We start from the raw sequence: 18,446 nt of genomic DNA on the forward strand, positions 1-18,446 counted from the left end.
GTCGGCCCCGCACATAAGCAAAAGCTGCCAGGTCTGATCTGCGTCAGTCGGTGCGTCGTCCAGTGCAACGTGCCGCACCCTCATGCAGCACACCCAAGAAATTCCGTGGAACGTTGTTCGACGCAAAACCGTTTCCATCCCAGATTTATCAACACAGCCAAATGAGAACGTACCATGAACGAACACGTCAAGATCCCGCCGCAGGACCAGGATGCGATGCCCGCCGACGAGCACAAGATGAACCCCGCGCCCGATTACATGCCGCGCCATCCCGGTGTCGGTAAACTGAAGGACAAGGTGGCGCTGATCACCGGCGGTGACAGCGGTATCGGACGCGCCGTCGCAGTTCTGTTTGCGCGCGAAGGGGCGAAGGTCGCAATCGCCTACTACGACGAAACAAAAGACGCGGAAAAGACCAAGGAACTGGTCGAGGCCGAAGGGTCTCAGGCGTTGCTGCTGCCCGGCGATCTGGGCGTGAAGGAGAACGCAACCGCAGCGGTGGAAAAGACCGTCGAGGCCTTTGGCCAGCTTGATATCCTGATCAACAATGCCGCGATGCAGTGGTTGGACGAAGACCTGACGGAACTGTCCGAAGACCGGCTGCGTCGCACATTCGACAGCAATGTCATGGCTTACTTCTTTTGCACGCAGGCCGCGCTGCCACACCTGAAGAAAGGTGACAGCATCATCAACACATCCTCGGTCAACGCCTTTGCGGGCATGGGTTCGCTGATCAGCTATTCGACGACGCGCGGGGCCAGCCTGGCCTTTTCGCGCTCGCTGGCGGGCAATCTGGCGGACAAGGGCATTCGCGTGAACACGGTCGCCCCCGGCCCGATCTGGACGCCCTTCATCCCGGGCACCATGCCAGCCGAAGAGGTCGAGGATTTCGGCAGCCAAGTGCCCATGGGCCGCGCGGGTCAACCTTGGGAGGTCGCGACAAGCTATCTGTTCCTTGCCTCGTCCGACGGCAATTACTTCAACGGCCAGACCTTGCATCCGAACGGCGGTATGATCGTCGGTGCCTAGGGGATCGTGGCCCGCAAATCCGGCGATCTATCAGGTCTATCCCCGCTCGTTTCAGGACACGTCCGGAACGGGTGAGGGTGACCTTGCCGGAATAACCAAGCGGATGGGCTACATCGCAGACCTCGGTGTCGATGCGGTGTGGCTGTCACCTTTTTTCGTCTCGCCCATGGTCGACGGCGGCTATGATGTTGCTGATCACGGCGCGGTTGATCCGCGATTTGGGACCCTCGCCGATTTCGATGATCTGGTCGCAGCGGCAAAGAAGCACGGACTGCGCGTGATGATTGATCAGGTCCTCAATCACACCAGCGATCAACACCCTCTGTTTCAGGCCGCAATCGAAGGGGATGACGCGGCCGCCGCCTGTTACCTGTGGTCCGATCCAAAACCGGATGGGACTGCTCCGAACAACTGGTTGTCCCAGTTCGGCCCGCCCGGCTGGACCTGGAACCACAGGCGGCGGCAATATTACTTCCACCAATTCCTCAGCTGTCAGCCCTCGCTCAATCTGCGCAACACACAGGTCCAGGAGATGCACCGCCGGGAAATCCGCTATTGGCGAGACCGTGGGGTGGACGGCTTTCGCTTTGATGCGGTGACGTCATATCTGTTTGATAAAAGCCTCAAGGACAACCCGCCAGCGTCACCCGAAGTGCAAGAGAAGGTGTCGGGCGAGAATTTCGTGCCCTATACCTATCAGGACCACGTTTATGACATGCTGCCCGGTGATGGGGCGGCCTATGCGGAAAAGCTGCGGGACTGGGCGGGCGAGGATGCTTACCTGATCGGGGAAAGCACATCGGGTAACAACTCGCTGGAACTGGCATTGGACTTTACGCAACCCGGGCGTCTGGATGGATGCTACACCATCGACATGCCCGAAAACGGGGCGGACGCTGCCACGTTGCTGCGCGTCTTTGACGCGATCTCTGATCTGTCGCGCTATCCCAAATGGTTGTCGAGCCACGACCAGCCCCGCCACATCTCGGCCTCGGGCGATGGGTCTGACCGCGACGCACGCTTTTTCGCGCTGATGATGGCAACGCTGCCGGGCGCATGGTTGATCTATCAGGGAGAGGAACTGGGCCTGCCCCAAGCCACCCTGTCGCGCGAGGAAACCACCGATCCGCTGGACTTGCTGTATTGGCCCGATGGACCGGGCCGCGAGGGTGCGCGTGTGCCGATGCCATGGACAGCGGGGCCGACCTTTGGCTTTAGCAAGGGAACGCCGTGGCTGCCGATGCGGTGGTCCGATGACCGCTGTGCCGATGCGCAAACCGAGCAGAGCATAAGGGGCTTTTATCAGCGCGCAATCGCGGCCCGCAAAGCGCAGTCATGGCAGGATGGCCGGGTCGTAAGCCACAGCGTCGACGGTGACGTGCTGATCTGCCAGACCGACACGGACGAGGCGACATGGGAGATCGTGATCAACTACGGCACCCAGACCTATGTCCGCGACGCTGGCCCGCCCTTTCTGGCAAGCCAACCCTCGACCGGTGATGTGCTTGGCCGCACGACCGCAATTTGGAAAACCGGCTAGCCGATGATCAGGCGGAGCGCGAACGCGCCGGCACCCAACGTAGCGAAGAACAGCTTGCGCCCGATCACCAAATGAACCTTCGGCGGGGCCTGATGGTCGATGAGGTCAAACAAGGTATTGCGACGACCCTCGGGCTCGGGTCGGTCAGATTTCTGCATTTCCGCACCTGCGCGGGCAACACCATGCCCCTGAAAATGGGCTAGAACACCGACGTGCCGAAGGAGACCTCACCCGACCGCTTACCCATTGCCTTCATCACCGCATCCGCCGCCACGGCGGGGGCAAAGATCGGTGGGGCCAGTTCAGGCTTCATCGACAGGCGGTTGTTCAGAACGACCGGCAGCCAACGCGCACCAGACAGCCCCGTTCCACCGGCAGAAATCCGGGAACCAGTCGGCGGATCGGCAGTTGAATTTCAAATGAAAGGTCCGCACATGCCAATCCCCCTCGTCACGGCCTCCTTGATGCACGATTGGCCGCGTCCGGAGGCTGCTTTTCTATTCCTCGATTTCGACGGCACACTCGTGGACATCGCGAGCACGCCCGACGGCATTTGCGTGCCCCCGGACTTGCCGGATTTGCTGGCTGGTCTGTGGCACCGCACAGACGGGCGCGCCTGCATCGTCAGCGGCCGTTCGGTTGATGATCTGGCCCAATACCTGCCTGACTTCCCCGGAGACCTCTACGGTGGGCATGGTGCCCAAGCCCGCATCGCAGGCGATATGCGTGACCACCACCTTGCCGGGTCTCCCGCCATCCTGCAATATCAGGCTGCCATCCGCGATTTCGTCGCGGATCATGCGGGCACACTGGCCGAGATGAAGGCGGCGGGGGCAGTGCTGCATTTTCGAAACGCGCCGGATTTGGCTGCGGAGGCGACCCGCTTCGCCGAGCAACTGGTCGAAGACGACCCCGACATGGTCGCACACCCCGCCAAGATGGCGATGGAGTTAAAGCCTGCGGATGTGGACAAGGGCGGCGTCGTCAGCAGCCTTTTACGCGACGGGGTCACACCGCTGTTTTGCGGCGATGACACAACGGATGAGGCGGGCTTTGCCGTGGTCAACACGGCGGGCGGGCACAGTATCAAGGTCGGCGAAGGTGAGACGCAAGCGCGCTGGCGCGTCCCGGACCCCGCGACGATGCGCCGGGTCCTGAAGGACTGGTTGGCCGGAGGCACCCAATGACCAAGACAGGCCGCCTGATCGTCGTATCAAACCGCGCGCCTTCGGACGGACCGCCATCGGGCGGGCTGGTCGTGGCTTTGCATGATTGCCTGAAGGCCCATGGCGGTCTCTGGGTGGGCACGTCCGGCGATCTGACCGACACCCCCGCCGATACGTTCCAGACCGTCGATGGCGATGGCTACCAGATCAAAACCTTTGATCTGACCCCGGCCGAGCAACAAGGCTACTATCTGTCTTATGCCAATGGCGTGCTGTGGCCAATCTGTCACCGCCGCGCAGACCTGATCGAAATCACACGCTCGGCCTTTGCCCACTATATCGGCGTGAACCAGCGGTTGGCGCGCATGCTGGCCGCGATTTGCACGCCCGAGGATCGCATATGGATTCACGACTACCATTTCCTGCCGCTTGCCGCCTGTCTGCGTGCCGAAGGGGTGACGGCGACCTTGGGCTATTTCCATCACATTCCCTTCCCGACCCCGCAGGACTTGCAGGCCTTGCCACAGGCGGCGGAGTTTCCCGGCTGGCTTGCCGCCTTTGACCTTGTGGGCTTGCAGACCCAGGCCGATGTCGGCACAGCACTTGAGCTGTTCCGACAGCAAGACCAGTCAGAGCATCTCTCGAACGGCAACCTGCTTTATCGTGGTCGCGAATTCATGCTGCGCAGCTTTCCCATCGGTATCGATACCAAGGGGTTTCAGGCTGATGCAACGGCCCTTGATGGGCGCGCGCTGGCCCATCTGCCCGATGACATGCGGCTGATCATCGGGGTTGACCGGCTGGATTATTCAAAGGGCCTGCCAAACCGGCTCAGCGCGTTTGGGCGCTATCTGGACGAGCGCGACCCGGAGGCACCGCGCGCGACTTTCCTGCAGATCGCACCGCCCACGCGCGGTGAACTCACCGCCTATCAGGACGTGCGCCAGCACTGCGAACTGATAGCGGGCACCATCAATGGCGAACATGCCGAATTGGGCTGGAACCCCATCAATTACCTGCACCGCGGTATTCCGCGGGCGCATCTGGCCGCGCTCTATCGCGCGGCGGCGGTCGGTCTGGTCACACCGTTTTGTGACGGCATGAACCTCGTGGCAAAGGAATACGTCGCGGCCCAAAACCCGGAAGATCCGGGCGTCTTGATCCTGTCACGCGGTGCTGGCGCAGCTGAGGTGCTGACAGAGGCGCTGATCGTCAACCCGTACGATGTGGCGCATATGGCAGACGCGATCCGCACCGCGTTGGACATGCCGCGCGCCGAACGGATCGAACGCCACACCGCTCTGTTCGAAGCGGTTCAGGACAGCGATATTCGGACCTGGACATCAAGCTATCTGCAAGTGTTCGACCAAGGGCCTGCTCAATTGTCGGTGCTACAGGACTAGTCCGGATCGCGCCCGAGTACGAACACAGCGGGCATGCGCGTTGCCCGAGCTCAAAAGGACATCTTGATCACAGTGCCATCCTCGCACGGCAGAATGTCCAGCCTGCCCCCCTGTTGCGCAATGATCTCCGCACAAATCGCAAGGCCCATGCCGGTGCCGCCGCTTTCGCGCTTGGTGGTAAAGAATGGTTCAGCAGCCTTGGAGATATTGGCAGGCGAAATGCCTGTGCCATCGTCTTGCACCTGAATGGTCGAGGTCGCTGCATCAAAGGTGATGCGAACGGTGCTGGCCTCATGCTCTGCCGCGTTTTCAACCAGATGCCCAAAGCAGATGATCGCTGCCTCGTGAGACACTGGCAGGGGTTGATCGATATCGCCGCCGATCTCGAGGTGCAGGTCATCGAATTTGGTACGCAAGACGGGCAACACGGCCTTGAGGTCAGTCGGTGTGGTCTCAAGCAGGTTCTGCCCCCGTGCCATCTCGCGCATCCGATCAAGCAGCCGGTCCATGCGCGTCGCTTCGGCTTTGACCGTCGCGGCGAGTGCAGTGCGGCGAGCGTCCTGGATGTCCGGCGCTTCCAGCAGTTCCGCAGCACCCATGATCGAGGTAACCGGTGATTTCAATTCATGCGTCGCATGCTTGGTATAGGTCTGAAGCGCGGCGGCGTTTTTTCGCAAGGTTGCGCCCATGTCGATCAGGCTCTGGCCCAGACCTGCCAACTCTTTCACACCATAGCCAGACACCTGCGCTTCGGATTTCCCGGCGGCGATGTCCTGCGCCTGCCGTTGCAGCTGCAGCACCGGACGGGTCAGGAAGCGCCACATGAACACCCCGATCAGGGACGCCGCGACCAACACGCCCACGGCGAGCCAGATGAACGTGTGGCGTTGCTGAAACAGATATTTGTTCAGATTGGACGGGGTGCGCGACAGGTATATCGCGCCAATGACATGGTCAGACACGACCACTGGATGGGCCACATAGACCCGAAATCTCGTATCCCGGCTGAGAGAGCGCACCGAGTGGTTTCGATACTCCTCCGTGCGCCACCGCGCCACCGAAACCACGTCGCCGTTCAACGCGCGCCGCACCTCGCCAATATGTCCAAGGTTTCCCGCATCGGTGCCTGATCTGGCAATGATAGTCCCGTTTTCATCAAGCGCGAGAAACCCGACCAAGGTGGTCTTTTGCGCCTGTTTGGCGAGGTCGGACAGCGACTTGGCGATCTGAACATAGGCATCAGCGGCCGGGGTCGTTGCCGCCATCGGCGCGGGCCTTGGCGGCAGAATGGTACTGTTGCTGACGGCCAGTCGGGCCTCGATCGGGTGCCAGTCCTGCGCCAATCGCTCACGTTGCGCCGCGCTCAGTCGAACGCCTTCGAGCGGTGCGGTGGCCGCAGCCTCGTAGGCTTGGGCAAAAGACGTCGCATAGATCGCGGCTTGCGCATGCAGGTTGGCCTCTGTCTCGCGGACAAACTGGTTGCTTGTTGTCCGTGCCGCCACAAGCGCAAGAAACGGCAGGGCCAGCAGCAGTCCAACGACGCATGCGATCAACAGGGCCAGCGAGGGGCGCCATTTGTCCGGGACCGTCACGCCGTACATGACCCCAAGCGCAGACCGACGCCATGTATCGTGCGGATGATGTCCGTATAACCAAGCGCCTGGGTCTTGTGGCGCAGGTTTCGAATGTGGCTGTCGATGGTTCGATCTGACATGACATTGTTTGCGCCATACACCGCAGAGATGATCTGATCCCGCGTGCGCACCCAATCCGGGGCAGCCATCAGCATGTGCAGCAACGCAAATTCCGTCGCCGTCAGGTCCAGCGGCTGGCCTGCAAGTACCGCCTCATGGGCCTGCGCGCGCAGGCTGAGGTCGCCATGCACCAACCGACCATCATCCTCCGCCAACCGCCCACGCGACAGTATCGCCTTGACCCGCAAGATAAGCTCGCGCGGGCTGAAAGGTTTCGTGACGTAGTCATCACCGCCAAGCTGAAAGCCCAGAACACGGTCGATTTCGTCATCGCGCGCCGTCAGGAAAAGCACGGGCACGTTGCTGAACTTGCGCAGGGCCGTGCAGGTCTCGAACCCATCAAGCTCCGGCATCCCGATATCGAGGATCACCAGGGCGCGCGGCGTGCGGCGGTGTTCGACAACTGCGGCCTTGCCGTTTGCCGCTTCGGACACATGAAACCCCGCGTCCTCCAGCGCCATGCGGATGACCGACCGAATGCTTGCATCGTCATCCACGACTAAGATGTCGGTCATCATCTCGCTCACTCCATCTGATCCGTGATAATTGGCATGTCGAATGATGTCACGCCACCGGCTTGCATCAGCGTCAGGTAATCGGCGCGTGCGGCGGCAAGGCGATCTTTGCGCAGTCCCCAGTCGCGCCAACCTTCGGATTCGATGGCCCCGAACTCCGCAATGTGTTTGCAATAGCCATGCCCGGTGTCCCGGGCGTGTTCGTGCAAGGCCGCCATCGCCAGAACCGCATTGCTGCACAGGTAACGGGTATCGATGCGAACCGCGTCACCCTCCAGGTTCTTGAGCGCGATGACATAGCCAAAGTTCACAAAGCATCCGGCATACACCGTGACCGCACAGAGCCCGGCAAAGATTATCGTCACCCGCGCATTCGTCAGGTTGAACCACAGTTGCCACGCCAGAAGCCCCATCCCAACCGCGACCAGACCCATCCCGATCCCTGCCCGGACACGCAGGTAGGTAAAGCCATACACGTCGACATAGAGCTCCAGCCGCGCCAGGGCCGATGACACCAGAAAGACGTTCTGCACGATCCAGGCCAGCAGCAGCACTTTCAGGAGCGGTGCGGATGGGATGAACCTTCGGGAGATCAGCACGAACAACCCTGCAAGGACCGATGTGGCCATCAACGGGTAGGCCCCCTGATGGGCATATCGCGCGTAACTCAGCCCATCGGGCAGTGCCGCGCCACCCCACAAAAACGCGATGTCGGTCGTGTTCTGGGCAAGGAACATCCCGTTGAACAGGACCAGCGAAATCGTGACCGACCGGGCATTGATGATCCTGTCGGAACGTCGCGGGCGATCCAACCGGCACCTCGTTTCTGTCGCAAAGGATTTGGTCAGCGTGATGAACGCCACGAAGGGATAGACGGCGAAAGCGACGAAGGCCCAGAACAGGACACGCGATGGGTCGAAGGCGTTGACCTCAATGCGCGTTGCATTATCCAGCCATCGCTCAAGCACCGGATTTGCCCCGATGAACAACAGCAGAAAGACGCTGCTTGCGCACAAGGGCAGCACCCAGGCCATCACAGCCTCGCGGCTTGACTGCACCGCAGCAGGCATGCGCGCACTGCGCACGGCATCATAGCCCGACAGACATGAAAATATGGGCATGAGATAAGGCAACCGCACCAGATTGCGGAGGACCGGCCCGACCGTGCGCGATTGCAGCGCACACCAGATCAGCAGCCCGAGATGCCCGGCAAGGAGGACAAGCACAGAGGTAAATTGCAAATATTCGACAACCGGCAAGGCGCAGGCGATCCAGGCCGCCGCCACGGCACCCCATTTGGTCACGCTGAATTTGGGGCGAAGACTGGCGATTGCGGCCCCGCTGAGGGCGGCGCTGAAGACGACCAACGACACGCCCGCCGAATGGTCCCAGAAGAGGACGTCGGCCAAAAGAACCAACGCCAGAACACCCAACGCCACGACACGGCGGGTCAGGCCCACCCCATCCGTGTTTTCATCAGGTTGGCATGGTGCGAGGCGATCGGGTGTGGCGTCACTGGCCAACCACCATGCGTCATGCTCGATCGAGTTTGGAACACCGCGTATCGTGAATTCGGTCATTTTTCCGTCCTATGGCTCATCATTCAGCCGGACCTCTACGAACCGGGATTGCAGATGCGTTCATCAGTTTGTGCAGACCTCGTGCAGAAGGTTAGCCTGAGGACAGCTCACAGGGGCGTGACAGAGCCGTGTGACACTCCGCATCATTTCGGTGCGCATAAGTCCCAGATCGCCCGATGTCAGCTCGTCTGCAACGACGGCGCGCCTTTGACCTGCTGTGCCATCGCATCAAGAAACACCCGCAATTTCGCCGGGCGAAAAGCCGTTTCAAGAAACACACCGTTCAAGGGGTAGGCTGGCAAGCCCCAGTCCTCGAGCACACGGATCACGCGCCCTTCGGCCAGGGCATCCTAGACCGCCCAAAGGGGGGATTGCAGAATGCCGTGGCCCGCAAACAGTATACCGCGCATCGCGTTCATACTGTTGATGCTGACCCGGGACGTCACGGTCACCTTCCGGCTCCGGGGACCACGTATCAGGGTCAGCGTCATCTCGGGATAGGGGCGGTAGAAGATGAAGGTGTGCGCGGCAAGATCTTCGGGCCGTTGCGGCACATCACGGTTGTCGAAATACGCCGGTGCCGCCACCAGCGCGTGGGGAACTTCGCCGAATTTGCAGGCGATCAATGCGCTGTCAGACAGCGCCCCGATCCGCACCGCGACGTCCACATTGGCCTCGCGCAGATCGGCGAAATCACTGCCAAGCCGCAACTCAACCGCGAGGTTCGGATAGGCGCGTAGCAACCGATCCACCACGGGCGTGACGAAACGTGCGCCGAAATCGACCGGTGCCGTGACGCGCAGCAGCCCCTTTGGCGTCTCGGACAGGCCCGTGATTTCCGCCCTGAGCGCGGCTTGTTCATCCGCCAGCCGCTTGATCCCATCGCAATAGGCTTGGCCCGCCTCGGTCGGCCGGGACCGTCGGGTGGAGCGGATCAACAGCTTGGCCCCCAGACGTTTTTCGAGCGTCGCGATTTTGCGCGTGACCGAGGACGGATCGGCTTTGGCCTCTGCCGCGGCCGCCTTCAGGCTGCCGGTTTCCACGACGCGGATGAAAAGATCGTCAGTCGGATCGGGCATTAATTGCTCATTTTGCAATTACTGAATGCAATTCAGTCCCTTACCGGGCGAAAACCACAACCCCATCTTTCCCTGCATAGCCAAAACGGCATCACATCGACCAGATCGGAGGAACAAGATGACACAGAACACTGCCGCACAATTGGGCACCGCCAACGACCAACCCCAGGACCATGGACGCCGCGCAGCCTTGCGGGCTGGCACGATCGGCGCAGCCGCCGCCTTTGTGGGCGCGGGGCGCGCGCAGGCGAAAACCGAAAACGCCGCCAAGGAAGTGTCGGACAAGACCGCGTTCATCACGGGCGGGGCGCGCGGCATCGGGTTGGCCGCTGCCGAGGAACTGGCCAAGGCGGGCGCGAATATCGTGCTGTTCGACATCGCGACCGCCGATGTACCCCACGTGCAATACCCGCTGTCCGATGACGCCGATCTGGCCGGTGCCAAGGCCGCCGTCGAGGCCCACGGCGTGCGTTGCATGACCTACAAGGGTGACGTGCGTGACGGTGCCGCATAGGCTGACGCGATGGCCCGCGCCGTCGAGACATTCGGCAGCCTCGACATCGTGCTCGCCAATGCGGGTGTCAGTCAGGCTGGTAATATCGAGGATCTGTCTTCCGACGACATCTCGACCGTGTTCGCGATCAACGTGGCGGGCACCGTCAAGACAACGCAAGCGGCGGTTCCGCATATGCGCGCGAATGGCGGCGGGCGGATCATCTATGTATCCTCAGAGTTGGGGCGAGTCGGCAACGCATTGTTCCCGGTTTACACCCCGACGAAATGGGCGGTGATCGGTTTCGCCAAGAGCGCCGCACTTTCCTATGGTCGCGACAACATGTCGCGACAACATCATGTGCAACGTGGTGGCCCCCGGTCTGGTGCGCACACCGCTTGCCGACAACGACTTTATCCTGGGCAAGATGTTGCCCAACGATCCGAACCCGACCTTCGACGCGGTGTCTGCCTTGCTGGAACCCGGCAACCCGATCCCAGTGGGCCACCACGAGGTCGAGGATATCGCCAAGGCCGTGATGTTTTTTGCTGGCGACGCCACCAAAAACATGACCGCCGAGGTGCTGGATGTCAGTTATGGCTCCGCCGCGCGCAATATCGGTTAAGGTAACAGCAATGTGCGCTCCGCGATCAGCGGGGCGCGCCAGAAAGGGACAGACCTATGTTCAAGGACGCGATTGAGACGGGCGGCCTGGCCGTGGTGACCGGCGGCGCAAGCGGCGTCGGATTGGCGGCGGCAAAGGCGTTTGCCCGACAAGGGCTGAGCGTCGTGCTTGTCGATACGAACGCCGACGCGCTGGAGGACGCAGCCCGTGCCGTCGAAGCACACACGCAGGGGTCGGCTAAGGTCATCACCGCAAAAACCGATGTCAGCGACGCCGCATCGATGGCCCATCTGGCGCAGACCGCGCAGGATCTGGGCCCGGTCGCCGTGCTGATGAACAATGCCGGCATCGCGGTGCCGACCGAAAGCTGGGGCAAGTCCGAGAATTGGCGTCGTCTGATCGACGTCAACCTGTTCGGCGTCGTGAACGGCGTTCACGCCTTTGTCCCACTGATGATTGAGGCGAACCGACCCGCCGCCATCATCAACACCGGGTCCAAACAGGGCATCACGACCCCGCCCGGCAATCCCGGTTATAACGTGTCAAAAGCGGGCGTGAAGGTTCTGACAGAAATGCTGGCGCACGACTTGCGCGCCGCCGACGCACCGATCTCGGCCCACCTGTTTGTGCCCGGTTTCACCTATACCGGCATGATCGCGTCCTTCCTTCCGGACAAGCCACCCGCCGCATGGACGTCGGAACAAGCGGTGTCCTATCTGTTTGAGCGGCTGGAACGGGACGATTTCTATATCCTGTGCCCGGACAACGAAGTAAGCGAAGAGATCGACCAGCGCCGCGTGGCCTGGGCTGCTCAGGATGTGGTGGAAAACCGCCCCGCGCTATCACGGTGGCATCCCGACTACGCGGATGCGTTCAAACGTTTTGAAGGCGGCTGACGATAGCCGGACCTCACCGCGGGCGGAGTTCGAAACGAAGGGCCTGTGGCGTGCTTTGGCCGCTGCCGATGATCCAGCGGCGGTTGGGATCCAGACCCGTCGGGAAGGACATCCGCGACAAAAGATCACCAACCCCGGTGCCCAGACTGTCGCGAATGCGCTCGGCCGTCTGGCTGGTCGAAGGCAACCCGCCGGGGACCGGATCGATCCCGTCCACCGCGGCGAGTTTCACGGTCAGCATCCCCTCCTTCACGCGCCACCACCCCATCGGCACCGACCCGAAGAATTCAATATCAGGCGGCGGATAGCCCCCCGTCGCCGGGTCAAAGAACCGCGCGCGCCCTTCGATGCCCAGGCCCGCGACGTGGCGGAAGCGCAACTCTTCAAACCGCGTCTTCTCAGGGAAATCGACCTCGCGGCTTCGCGCCAGCGCCGCTGCCAAAGCAGAATCCAGTTTCGCCCGCGTGATTTCGACAAAGGGTCCGGGTGCATTCGATGGGCCCGAACAACTCAGTGCCATCGACAGACAGATCAGTGCAAGGACCACCCCGAAAATCGTAGTTCGCATAAGTTCGGTCTCCACCTGACAGGCCGGACGCCCCACCCCTGATCCCGTAGGGTCACGCTACGCATTCATCGCCGCATTGCCAAGTCGGTGCCCGAGCCTCTGCGGCCCGCAAAGGGCCAGATGCAGCGGCCTGCACGCTCGGATTTGCCCGTTGGTTCACACACATTCTGCGGGTCAGTAGTCGCCAAGGCTCGCGGGCAACACTCTCGACAGCACGCCGATAATGAAGGCCGTGCTGATCCCGAAGGTCAGCAAACCGGTGATCGCGCCAAAGGTCGCCACGATGCGTGCGCCTTCGTCCAGAACGATGTCGCCGTATCCGAGCGTGGTGTAGGTGACCGTCGCAAAGTAGAAACTGGTCGGCAAATCAGGCAGGTCCGAGATCAGCAGGAACACCGCCGCCCATGTCCAGATCTGAATCGTTGTGCCAAGACGATGACGCCAAGCGTCAACATCAGGAAAAGGATGATCCGGCCAAACGGGTGCTTGCCCTTCGGGATAAGGCCGGAACAGACCTTGAACGCCGGCAAGCTCAGTGCGACCGCAAGGACGTGGATGACCGCGTTGGAGGCCAAGAGGCCCGAGCCCAGTAGGATTTGCTGAAGGCTGCTCAATTTTCAACTTCCGACTATTCAAACGTTTTCGGAATGCTACAGCGAACCAAGTCCTTTTAGGGAGCGGAATTTACGAATTGCCATTGCATCACCGCGCTGGCAGCGGTTGTCAGCGTGATTTCGGCCGCGTGGAGTGGCGCGCAAGACCAACCCATCCGTCCCGCAAAAATGGCTGAGATCATCGCAACAGATGCAACGATTTCAAGGCGGTATCCAGCCTCGGTGCTCCGCTCGCGCGAGATCGAACTGTCGTTCAAAGTGGCCGGCCAGATGATTGATCTGCCGATGCGCGCCGCAAGTGATGTGGCGCAAGGGGATGTTGTCGCGCAGGCCGACAAGCGTGATTATGAAAACCAGCTTTCGGCTTTGCAAAGCCAGCGCGATCAGGCCGTCGCACAACTGGACGCCCTGAAAGCGGGTGCTTTCGCCGACGAAATCATCGCGTTGGAAACAGCTGTTGAATCTGCCCGAGCGCCAGCAGGTCAAATCCGCGAGGCTTTGGACCACGCCGGGATATCGAGAACTTTTCGAACGTGCAGCCAGGGCAAAGCACCGCGTTGTTGCAAGGTCTGAATATCGTGCATCTGGCCTTTGACATCCCAGACCCGGACGTGATCGAACCGACCCGCAACGGGCTTGAACAGATTTCGAACAGCGTCTTTTCCGGCGCGCTTCCTGGTCAGGAATTTCAGGTCGAAGTCGTCGACTTTTCGGTTCGGGCCGAGAGTGCCAGCCAAACCTATCGCGGGCGCGTGGTGGGTGATGTGCCCAAAGGGGCGGTGATCCTGCCGGGCATGGTGGCCAACGTTGTGACATCGCCTGCAGCGGCTGGCGTCAGGGTCGTTGCCCCGCTGTCGGCCATTGCGGCCACGCCAAAAGGCACCCCTTTCTCTGGCTCGTCGATGATGCGGGGGTGGTGTCGCAAAAAGCCGCGGTCCTGCGAGAGGTCAATGGCGCAGATGTCATTATCCCGGACGGCGTATCCGAGGACGATGTGGTCGTCGCGGCGGGTATCAGCGAGATACTCGATGGCATGACCATCCGCCTCGTCGGAAACTGACCATAGGGATCTCGCCCGCTTCGCTCTGGAAAAGCGCCTGATTTCTTACGTTGCGGCGTCGCTCATCCTCTATGCCGGGTAATTTCGCCTACGCCGTTCTGCCCCGCTTTGAAGACCCCCAATTTGTCATCCGACAGGCGCAGGTCTTTACCCCATATCCTGGCGCATCCACCGAAAACGTGGCGGAAGTCGTTGAAAACGCATTGCAACAGCTTGAAGGCGTTGACGAAGTGCGTTCGGTCTCTTCTCCCGGGCTCAGCACGGTCACGGTGGAATTCACCATCTCCTCGACCCCGGATTATCCCGAGTTGAACCAGAAGGTTTCACAGATGCGCTCCAAGATCTTGGATGCGCAATCTGAACTGCCGCCCAATGCGCTGGCCAGTCAGGTCTATGACGATTTCGGCGATGTCTATGCGCAATACTACGCCACTGTCGGCGAAGGGTTCGCGATTTCAGAGCTTTACGAACACGCAAAGAACCTTCAGCGCGAGTTGGTCGCCGTCCATGATGTGTCCAAGGTAATTCTGAACCGGGTACAGGAAGAGGTCATCTACGTCGAATACTCCCCTGCCCGGCTGACGGAACTTGGCCTTGCACCGTCCCAAATCCCGCAGGCTCTGGAAGGACAGAATCTCGTCGCTCTTGGGGCTCAATTCAGGCAGGATCTTCGCGGCTTCTGGTGCGCCCAGAAAGTGCGGTTGGCTCGACCAAAGCCATAGCGGCACTTTTGATCACCGATCCGCAGACCGGCACGTCCTTTAGGTCGGGCGATAACGCTGAACGCTACCGAGATCTGAAGGAACCGGCGTCATCGCGGCTGTATCGAAACGGTCAACCGGCCATCGGGATTGGTTTTTCGAATATGCTGGGCCGCACGATTGTGGGCATTCAGGCCTTTTCACCTGTCGGGTGCTCTCCAGACAATACCGGCGAATATGCAGGCAGCCTGTTCTGGACCATCGACATCGCGCTGTTGTTCTCCTGGCGCGTCGCGATCTGGTTGGTGCCCTATTACTGCACCTTGCTGCTCGAGGCGGGCAATGCGGATGGCGAGGAAAAGGGAAACCGTCGTCCTGAGCGGCTGTCGGGCCTGCGCGCCCTAGCGATCCGGGTGCGCTAGATCACCGTCGGTCTTGTAATGGCCCTTTTCGCCTCGGCCGTTTTGATGTTCAGCGCGATGGCTGTCGAGTTTTTCCCGTCCTCCACGCGGGCGCAATTCGTGATCAATTGCTTCCTGCCGCAGGGCACGAACTCAGCCGCACCGAAAGCGATCTTCTCGAGATTGCCGAAGTCGCGCGCGGCCTTGATGGAGTCACGGGCATGAACACCGCCGTCGGGAGCGGGCACCTCCACCTTATGCTGATCTGCAAATCCGAGAACAGCAACGCGGCCTTCGGCCAGATCCTCGTGGATGTCGAGGACTTCTCGGTCATAGATGATTTGCGCATGACATTGCAGACTTACGTTCATGAACCATACCCTGTCTCCAACGCCAAGGTCTGGAAATTCGTGCTTGGCCCTGCGGCGGCTCAAAGGTCAAAGCGCGGTTCTTTGGCTCCGATAGGGCGGTGCAGCGAGAGCTGTCCGCGAAGGCCAAGGCGATCATGTCAGAAGCCGGAGCGGTTGCGGCCAAAGACGATTGGCGCGGGCAGGTCCCGGTGGTGCGCCCCGTGATCAACGTCGACAACGCGCGCAGGGTCGGGCTGACCTCATCTGCGGCGAATGACAGGGGACGTTGTCGCTTCGTTCATCTGGGAGGTGTTGCGTGGGCGGCGACGCATCAGGAGCGTGATGGCTCTCACCCGCAATTTCCAGTTTGACCTTATGCGAAGTCATCGTGATCCTGTCGCCATAGACACGCCGGCCAAGGAGTTCTTCATGACATCTGTGAACGTCGATCCGTCGGGCGACCACCTGACGCTCAATACCGCAAACTCCGCACACCGCTTCCATGCGATCTGGCTGCGAGACAATGCCGGCGATGCAGAAACGCGTGCATCCGGCAATGGTCAGCGCTTGATCGCTCTGCGCGACATCCCGCGTGACACGCGCATCGGCAGCGCCGATCTGAAAGGCGCCACACTTGAGGTTCGCTTTGAGCCGGAGGGCAAGGTGGTTGATTATGAGCTCGATTGGCTCGACGCGCATTCCTATGATGACACGTCGTCGCCGCCACGCGGTTGGACCGCACCGGGCGTCGAATTGTGGGACGCAGGACTGATGCGTGACGTGCCCACCGGCGATCTGGCCGAGCTTTCGCGGGACAGTGGTGCGCTGCGCCATTGGCTTGAACAGGTGAACCGCTTTGGTTTTGGCAAGCTGGTCAACGGTCCCGTCGAGGAAGGCGCGGTGTTCAAGATCGTCGATCTGTTCGGCTATGTGCGCGAGACCAACTATGGGCGGCATTTCGAGGTGCGCACCCAAGTAAACCCGACCAACCTTGCCTACACTGGTCTTGGTCTTCAGGCGCACACGGACAACCCCTACCGCGATCCGGTGCCGACGGTGCAGGTGCTCTATTGCCTCGAAAGCTCGGCCGCGGGGGGCGAGAATATGGTTGTCGACGGCTTCGCAGCCGCCCGCCGCCTGCGGGACGAAAACGAGGACTATTTCAATGTGCTCGCTGACCATTGCGCCCGGTTTGAATATGCGGGCGACACAGGTGTTTGCCTGACCTCGCGCCGCCCGATGATCGAGCTTGCACCCGATGGGGAGTTGGTCGCGGTGCGGTTCAACAATCGGTCCATGGCGGCTGTTACCGACGTACCCTTCGACAAGATGGCCACCTACTACGCCGCCTATCGCTGCCTTGGTGAGATCATCGATGACGAGGCGATGGAGGTGACCTTCCGTCTGGCCCCCGGCGAAGCGTTCGTGGTGGACAACACCCGCGTCTTGCACGCCCGCAAGGGGTATTCCGGCGAGGGCACACGCTGGCTTCAGGGCTGTTACGCAGACAAGGATGGCTTACGCTCGACCTATGATGCGATGTGCCGCGCGCAAAAACGGGAGGCGGCGGAATGACGCCCGACATCGCATCACTGAGCCGCGAGACAATCGTCGCCTTCATTGGTTCAATCTTTGACCGGCGCGGTGGCGAAGAGTACCTGGGCGAACCGGTGAACATGGGCCAACACATGCTGCAAGGGGCCACGATCGCCGAGCAGAATGGCCAGCCCGAGGAGATCATTGTCGGCGCGCTACTGCATGACATCGGGCATTTCACCAGCGAATTCGGCACCTTCACCATGGATGACACCGAAGATCGCCACCACGAGGATGCTGGTGCCGAAGTGCTGGAACGTTTCTTTCCAAGCGTCATCACCGATTGCGTTCGCTATCACGTGGCCGCCAAACGGTATCTTTGCGCAACCCGACCCGCATATTTCGAGCGCCTGTCCGACGCGTCCGTCCACTCCCTCAACCTTCAGGGCGGACCGATGAGCGCGGACGAAGTTGCGGCATTCGAGAAAAACCCGAACATCGATCAGATCATCGCGGTGCGTTATCTCGACGACGCTGGAAAACGCCCCGATATGGAAACGCCCGATTATTGGCATTTTGCGCCGATGGTCCAACGGATGGTGGATCGACACAGCGCGGCGGTGGCGTAGCTGCGTCGCGCATATCTGAAGGTTCATCGCTGACCGGCTGAAAGCCGTCTTACGCGCCCCTTGGAAGGGACGGAATTATCGCACTCTGCAAAACGGCAGAGCCCGAAGTAAGGACAAAGGATAAAGGTGGTCCGGCTGGCAGGCGACGTCTGATGGATTTTTCCCTTCGTGCTGGATCGGACCAAATGCAGCACCGGTCGGGGGACCGCCCGCGTGTTTCAGCCGCCCACTCCAAGCCCTGTTGAACGAGACCGTGGACGTCACCGGTCCGCCCTTAGGCCTGACACCAATGTCCACATGGATACCATCGGCTTGAATTCAGAAGATTTTCTGCACGCGTCTATGCGAGACGGGAATGACGTCTTCTTCGAACCACGGTTTCGCTTTCAGCCATTGGTTATTTCTCGGACTTGGATGGGGTGGGATCAGTTTTTCGGGCCACACCTCTGTCCAAGCCCGAACGCGACCGGTCACACTGTGGCCCGCGTAATCAGGCAGGTTCCAGTC

At 60.9% G+C, this 18,446-nt stretch carries 20 protein-coding genes and 1 pseudogene; 13 read left to right on the forward strand and 8 right to left on the reverse strand.

Annotation, left to right across the window (positions count from 1 at the left end; all coding sequences use genetic code 11):
- Positions 1–174: 174 nt before the first annotated feature.
- Both Q0908_RS12710 and Q0908_RS12715 read left to right on the forward strand, forming a co-directional pair.
- The gene (locus Q0908_RS12710) at positions 175–1,029 is read left to right on the forward strand and encodes an SDR family oxidoreductase (protein WP_299284818.1); all 855 of its coding nucleotides are present in this window, start codon (positions 175–177) and stop codon (positions 1,027–1,029) included.
- Positions 1,022–2,569: an alpha-amylase family glycosyl hydrolase gene (locus tag Q0908_RS12715; protein WP_299284821.1), complete on the forward strand. Its 1,548-nt coding sequence runs from the start codon at positions 1,022–1,024 to the stop codon at positions 2,567–2,569. The genes Q0908_RS12710 and Q0908_RS12715 overlap by 8 nt, the downstream gene beginning before the upstream one ends.
- Here Q0908_RS12715 and Q0908_RS12720 read toward each other — a convergent pair.
- Positions 2,566–2,727: a hypothetical protein gene (locus Q0908_RS12720; RefSeq protein WP_299284824.1), complete on the reverse strand. Its 162-nt coding sequence runs from the start codon at positions 2,725–2,727 to the stop codon at positions 2,566–2,568. The genes Q0908_RS12715 and Q0908_RS12720 overlap by 4 nt on opposite strands.
- Before the next feature lie 276 nt (positions 2,728–3,003).
- Between Q0908_RS12720 and otsB the strand changes: the two genes are divergently transcribed.
- Complete coding sequence (otsB, locus tag Q0908_RS12725) at positions 3,004–3,756, forward strand: trehalose-phosphatase (protein WP_299284827.1); 753 nt, start codon at positions 3,004–3,006, stop codon at positions 3,754–3,756.
- Positions 3,753–5,138: a trehalose-6-phosphate synthase gene (locus tag Q0908_RS12730; protein WP_299284830.1), complete on the forward strand. Its 1,386-nt coding sequence runs from the start codon at positions 3,753–3,755 to the stop codon at positions 5,136–5,138. The genes otsB and Q0908_RS12730 overlap by 4 nt, the downstream gene beginning before the upstream one ends.
- A 50-nt stretch (positions 5,139–5,188) precedes the next feature.
- On the opposite strand, the gene Q0908_RS12735 is transcribed toward Q0908_RS12730, so the two are convergent.
- The 4 genes from Q0908_RS12735 to Q0908_RS12750 form a co-directional block, all read right to left on the reverse strand.
- Complete coding sequence (locus tag Q0908_RS12735; RefSeq protein WP_299284833.1) at positions 5,189–6,730, reverse strand: ATP-binding protein; 1,542 nt, start codon at positions 6,728–6,730, stop codon at positions 5,189–5,191.
- Positions 6,727–7,407 carry a response regulator transcription factor gene (locus Q0908_RS12740; protein ID WP_366869143.1) on the reverse strand — a complete coding sequence of 227 codons (681 nt, stop codon included), beginning with the start codon at positions 7,405–7,407 and terminating at the stop codon, positions 6,727–6,729. The genes Q0908_RS12735 and Q0908_RS12740 overlap by 4 nt, the downstream gene beginning before the upstream one ends.
- 8 nt (positions 7,408–7,415) lie before the next feature.
- Complete coding sequence (locus Q0908_RS12745) at positions 7,416–8,987, reverse strand: DUF4173 domain-containing protein (RefSeq protein ID WP_299284836.1); 1,572 nt, start codon at positions 8,985–8,987, stop codon at positions 7,416–7,418.
- A 350-nt stretch (positions 8,988–9,337) separates the two neighbouring features.
- The gene (locus Q0908_RS12750; protein WP_299284838.1) at positions 9,338–10,066 is read right to left on the reverse strand and encodes a LysR substrate-binding domain-containing protein; all 729 of its coding nucleotides are present in this window, start codon (positions 10,064–10,066) and stop codon (positions 9,338–9,340) included.
- Positions 10,067–10,184: 118 nt separating this feature from the next.
- Here Q0908_RS12750 and Q0908_RS12755 point away from each other — a divergent pair.
- From Q0908_RS12755 to Q0908_RS12765, 3 genes and pseudogenes are all read left to right on the forward strand, one after another.
- A pseudogene (locus tag Q0908_RS12755) lies at positions 10,185–10,844 on the forward strand (SDR family NAD(P)-dependent oxidoreductase); the annotation flags it as partial.
- 43 nt (positions 10,845–10,887) lie between these two features.
- Positions 10,888–11,184, forward strand: coding sequence for a hypothetical protein (locus tag Q0908_RS12760; RefSeq protein WP_299285008.1), 297 nt, complete (start codon positions 10,888–10,890; stop codon positions 11,182–11,184).
- 56 nt (positions 11,185–11,240) lie between these two features.
- Complete coding sequence (locus Q0908_RS12765; protein WP_299284842.1) at positions 11,241–12,080, forward strand: SDR family NAD(P)-dependent oxidoreductase; 840 nt, start codon at positions 11,241–11,243, stop codon at positions 12,078–12,080.
- A gap of 13 nt (positions 12,081–12,093) precedes the next feature.
- Here the strand turns inward: Q0908_RS12765 and Q0908_RS12770 are convergent, their stop codons facing one another.
- On the reverse strand, positions 12,094–12,648 hold the full coding sequence (locus Q0908_RS12770; protein ID WP_299284845.1) for a hypothetical protein: 555 nt from the start codon (positions 12,646–12,648) through the stop codon (positions 12,094–12,096).
- A 174-nt stretch (positions 12,649–12,822) separates the two neighbouring features.
- Entirely contained in the window at positions 12,823–13,284 is a 462-nt protein-coding gene (locus tag Q0908_RS12775) for a potassium channel family protein (RefSeq protein WP_366869147.1), read from the reverse strand.
- 146 nt (positions 13,285–13,430) lie between these two features.
- Between Q0908_RS12775 and Q0908_RS12780 the strand changes: the two genes are divergently transcribed.
- The 4 genes from Q0908_RS12780 (at position 13,431) to Q0908_RS12795 (ending at position 15,445) form a co-directional block, all read left to right on the forward strand.
- Positions 13,431–13,835 carry a hypothetical protein gene (locus Q0908_RS12780; protein WP_299284851.1) on the forward strand — a complete coding sequence of 135 codons (405 nt, stop codon included), beginning with the start codon at positions 13,431–13,433 and terminating at the stop codon, positions 13,833–13,835.
- Entirely contained in the window at positions 13,823–14,299 is a 477-nt protein-coding gene (locus Q0908_RS12785; protein WP_299284854.1) for a hypothetical protein, read from the forward strand. Before Q0908_RS12780 ends, Q0908_RS12785 begins: the two co-directional genes overlap by 13 nt.
- A gap of 94 nt (positions 14,300–14,393) precedes the next feature.
- A complete protein-coding gene (locus Q0908_RS12790; protein ID WP_299284856.1) occupies positions 14,394–15,044 on the forward strand; it encodes an efflux RND transporter permease subunit in 651 nt (216 codons plus the stop codon).
- An 8-nt stretch (positions 15,045–15,052) separates the two neighbouring features.
- On the forward strand, positions 15,053–15,445 hold the full coding sequence (locus Q0908_RS12795; protein WP_299284859.1) for a hypothetical protein: 393 nt from the start codon (positions 15,053–15,055) through the stop codon (positions 15,443–15,445).
- Here Q0908_RS12795 and Q0908_RS12800 read toward each other — a convergent pair.
- The gene (locus Q0908_RS12800; protein WP_299284862.1) at positions 15,442–15,795 is read right to left on the reverse strand and encodes a hypothetical protein; all 354 of its coding nucleotides are present in this window, start codon (positions 15,793–15,795) and stop codon (positions 15,442–15,444) included. The genes Q0908_RS12795 and Q0908_RS12800 overlap by 4 nt on opposite strands.
- A 408-nt stretch (positions 15,796–16,203) precedes the next feature.
- Here Q0908_RS12800 and Q0908_RS12805 point away from each other — a divergent pair, with 408 nt between their 5' ends.
- Positions 16,204–17,349, forward strand: coding sequence for a TauD/TfdA family dioxygenase (locus Q0908_RS12805; protein ID WP_299284865.1), 1,146 nt, complete (start codon positions 16,204–16,206; stop codon positions 17,347–17,349).
- Positions 17,346–17,939 (forward strand): HD domain-containing protein, encoded by a 594-nt coding sequence (locus Q0908_RS12810; RefSeq protein ID WP_299284868.1) that lies wholly within the window; start codon positions 17,346–17,348, stop codon positions 17,937–17,939. The genes Q0908_RS12805 and Q0908_RS12810 overlap by 4 nt, the downstream gene beginning before the upstream one ends.
- Positions 17,940–18,446: the final 507 nt, after the last annotated feature.

Origin of the sequence: uncultured Tateyamaria sp. (assembly GCF_947494755.1) — a bacterium.
Classification (GTDB): Bacteria; Pseudomonadota; Alphaproteobacteria; order Rhodobacterales; family Rhodobacteraceae; genus Tateyamaria.

Coding starts and splice junctions, on each gene's coding strand:
- Q0908_RS12760 (WP_299285008.1), top strand. CDS start 10,888: ATGGTCGCGACAACATGTCGCGACAACATCATGTGCAACGTGGTGGCC.
- Q0908_RS12750 (WP_299284838.1), bottom strand. CDS start 10,066: ATGCCCGATCCGACTGACGATCTTTTCATCCGCGTCGTGGAAACCGGC.
- Q0908_RS12805 (WP_299284865.1), top strand. CDS start 16,204: ATGACATCTGTGAACGTCGATCCGTCGGGCGACCACCTGACGCTCAAT.
- Q0908_RS12730 (WP_299284830.1), top strand. CDS start 3,753: ATGACCAAGACAGGCCGCCTGATCGTCGTATCAAACCGCGCGCCTTCG.
- Q0908_RS12770 (WP_299284845.1), bottom strand. CDS start 12,648: ATGCGAACTACGATTTTCGGGGTGGTCCTTGCACTGATCTGTCTGTCG.
- Q0908_RS12780 (WP_299284851.1), top strand. CDS start 13,431: ATGGCTGAGATCATCGCAACAGATGCAACGATTTCAAGGCGGTATCCA.
- Q0908_RS12710 (WP_299284818.1), top strand. CDS start 175: ATGAACGAACACGTCAAGATCCCGCCGCAGGACCAGGATGCGATGCCC.
- Q0908_RS12790 (WP_299284856.1), top strand. CDS start 14,394: ATGCCGGGTAATTTCGCCTACGCCGTTCTGCCCCGCTTTGAAGACCCC.
- Q0908_RS12765 (WP_299284842.1), top strand. CDS start 11,241: ATGTTCAAGGACGCGATTGAGACGGGCGGCCTGGCCGTGGTGACCGGC.
- Q0908_RS12800 (WP_299284862.1), bottom strand. CDS start 15,795: ATGAACGTAAGTCTGCAATGTCATGCGCAAATCATCTATGACCGAGAA.
- Q0908_RS12745 (WP_299284836.1), bottom strand. CDS start 8,987: ATGACCGAATTCACGATACGCGGTGTTCCAAACTCGATCGAGCATGAC.
- Q0908_RS12740 (WP_366869143.1), bottom strand. CDS start 7,407: ATGACCGACATCTTAGTCGTGGATGACGATGCAAGCATTCGGTCGGTC.
- Q0908_RS12810 (WP_299284868.1), top strand. CDS start 17,346: ATGACGCCCGACATCGCATCACTGAGCCGCGAGACAATCGTCGCCTTC.
- Q0908_RS12720 (WP_299284824.1), bottom strand. CDS start 2,727: ATGCAGAAATCTGACCGACCCGAGCCCGAGGGTCGTCGCAATACCTTG.
- otsB (WP_299284827.1), top strand. CDS start 3,004: ATGCCAATCCCCCTCGTCACGGCCTCCTTGATGCACGATTGGCCGCGT.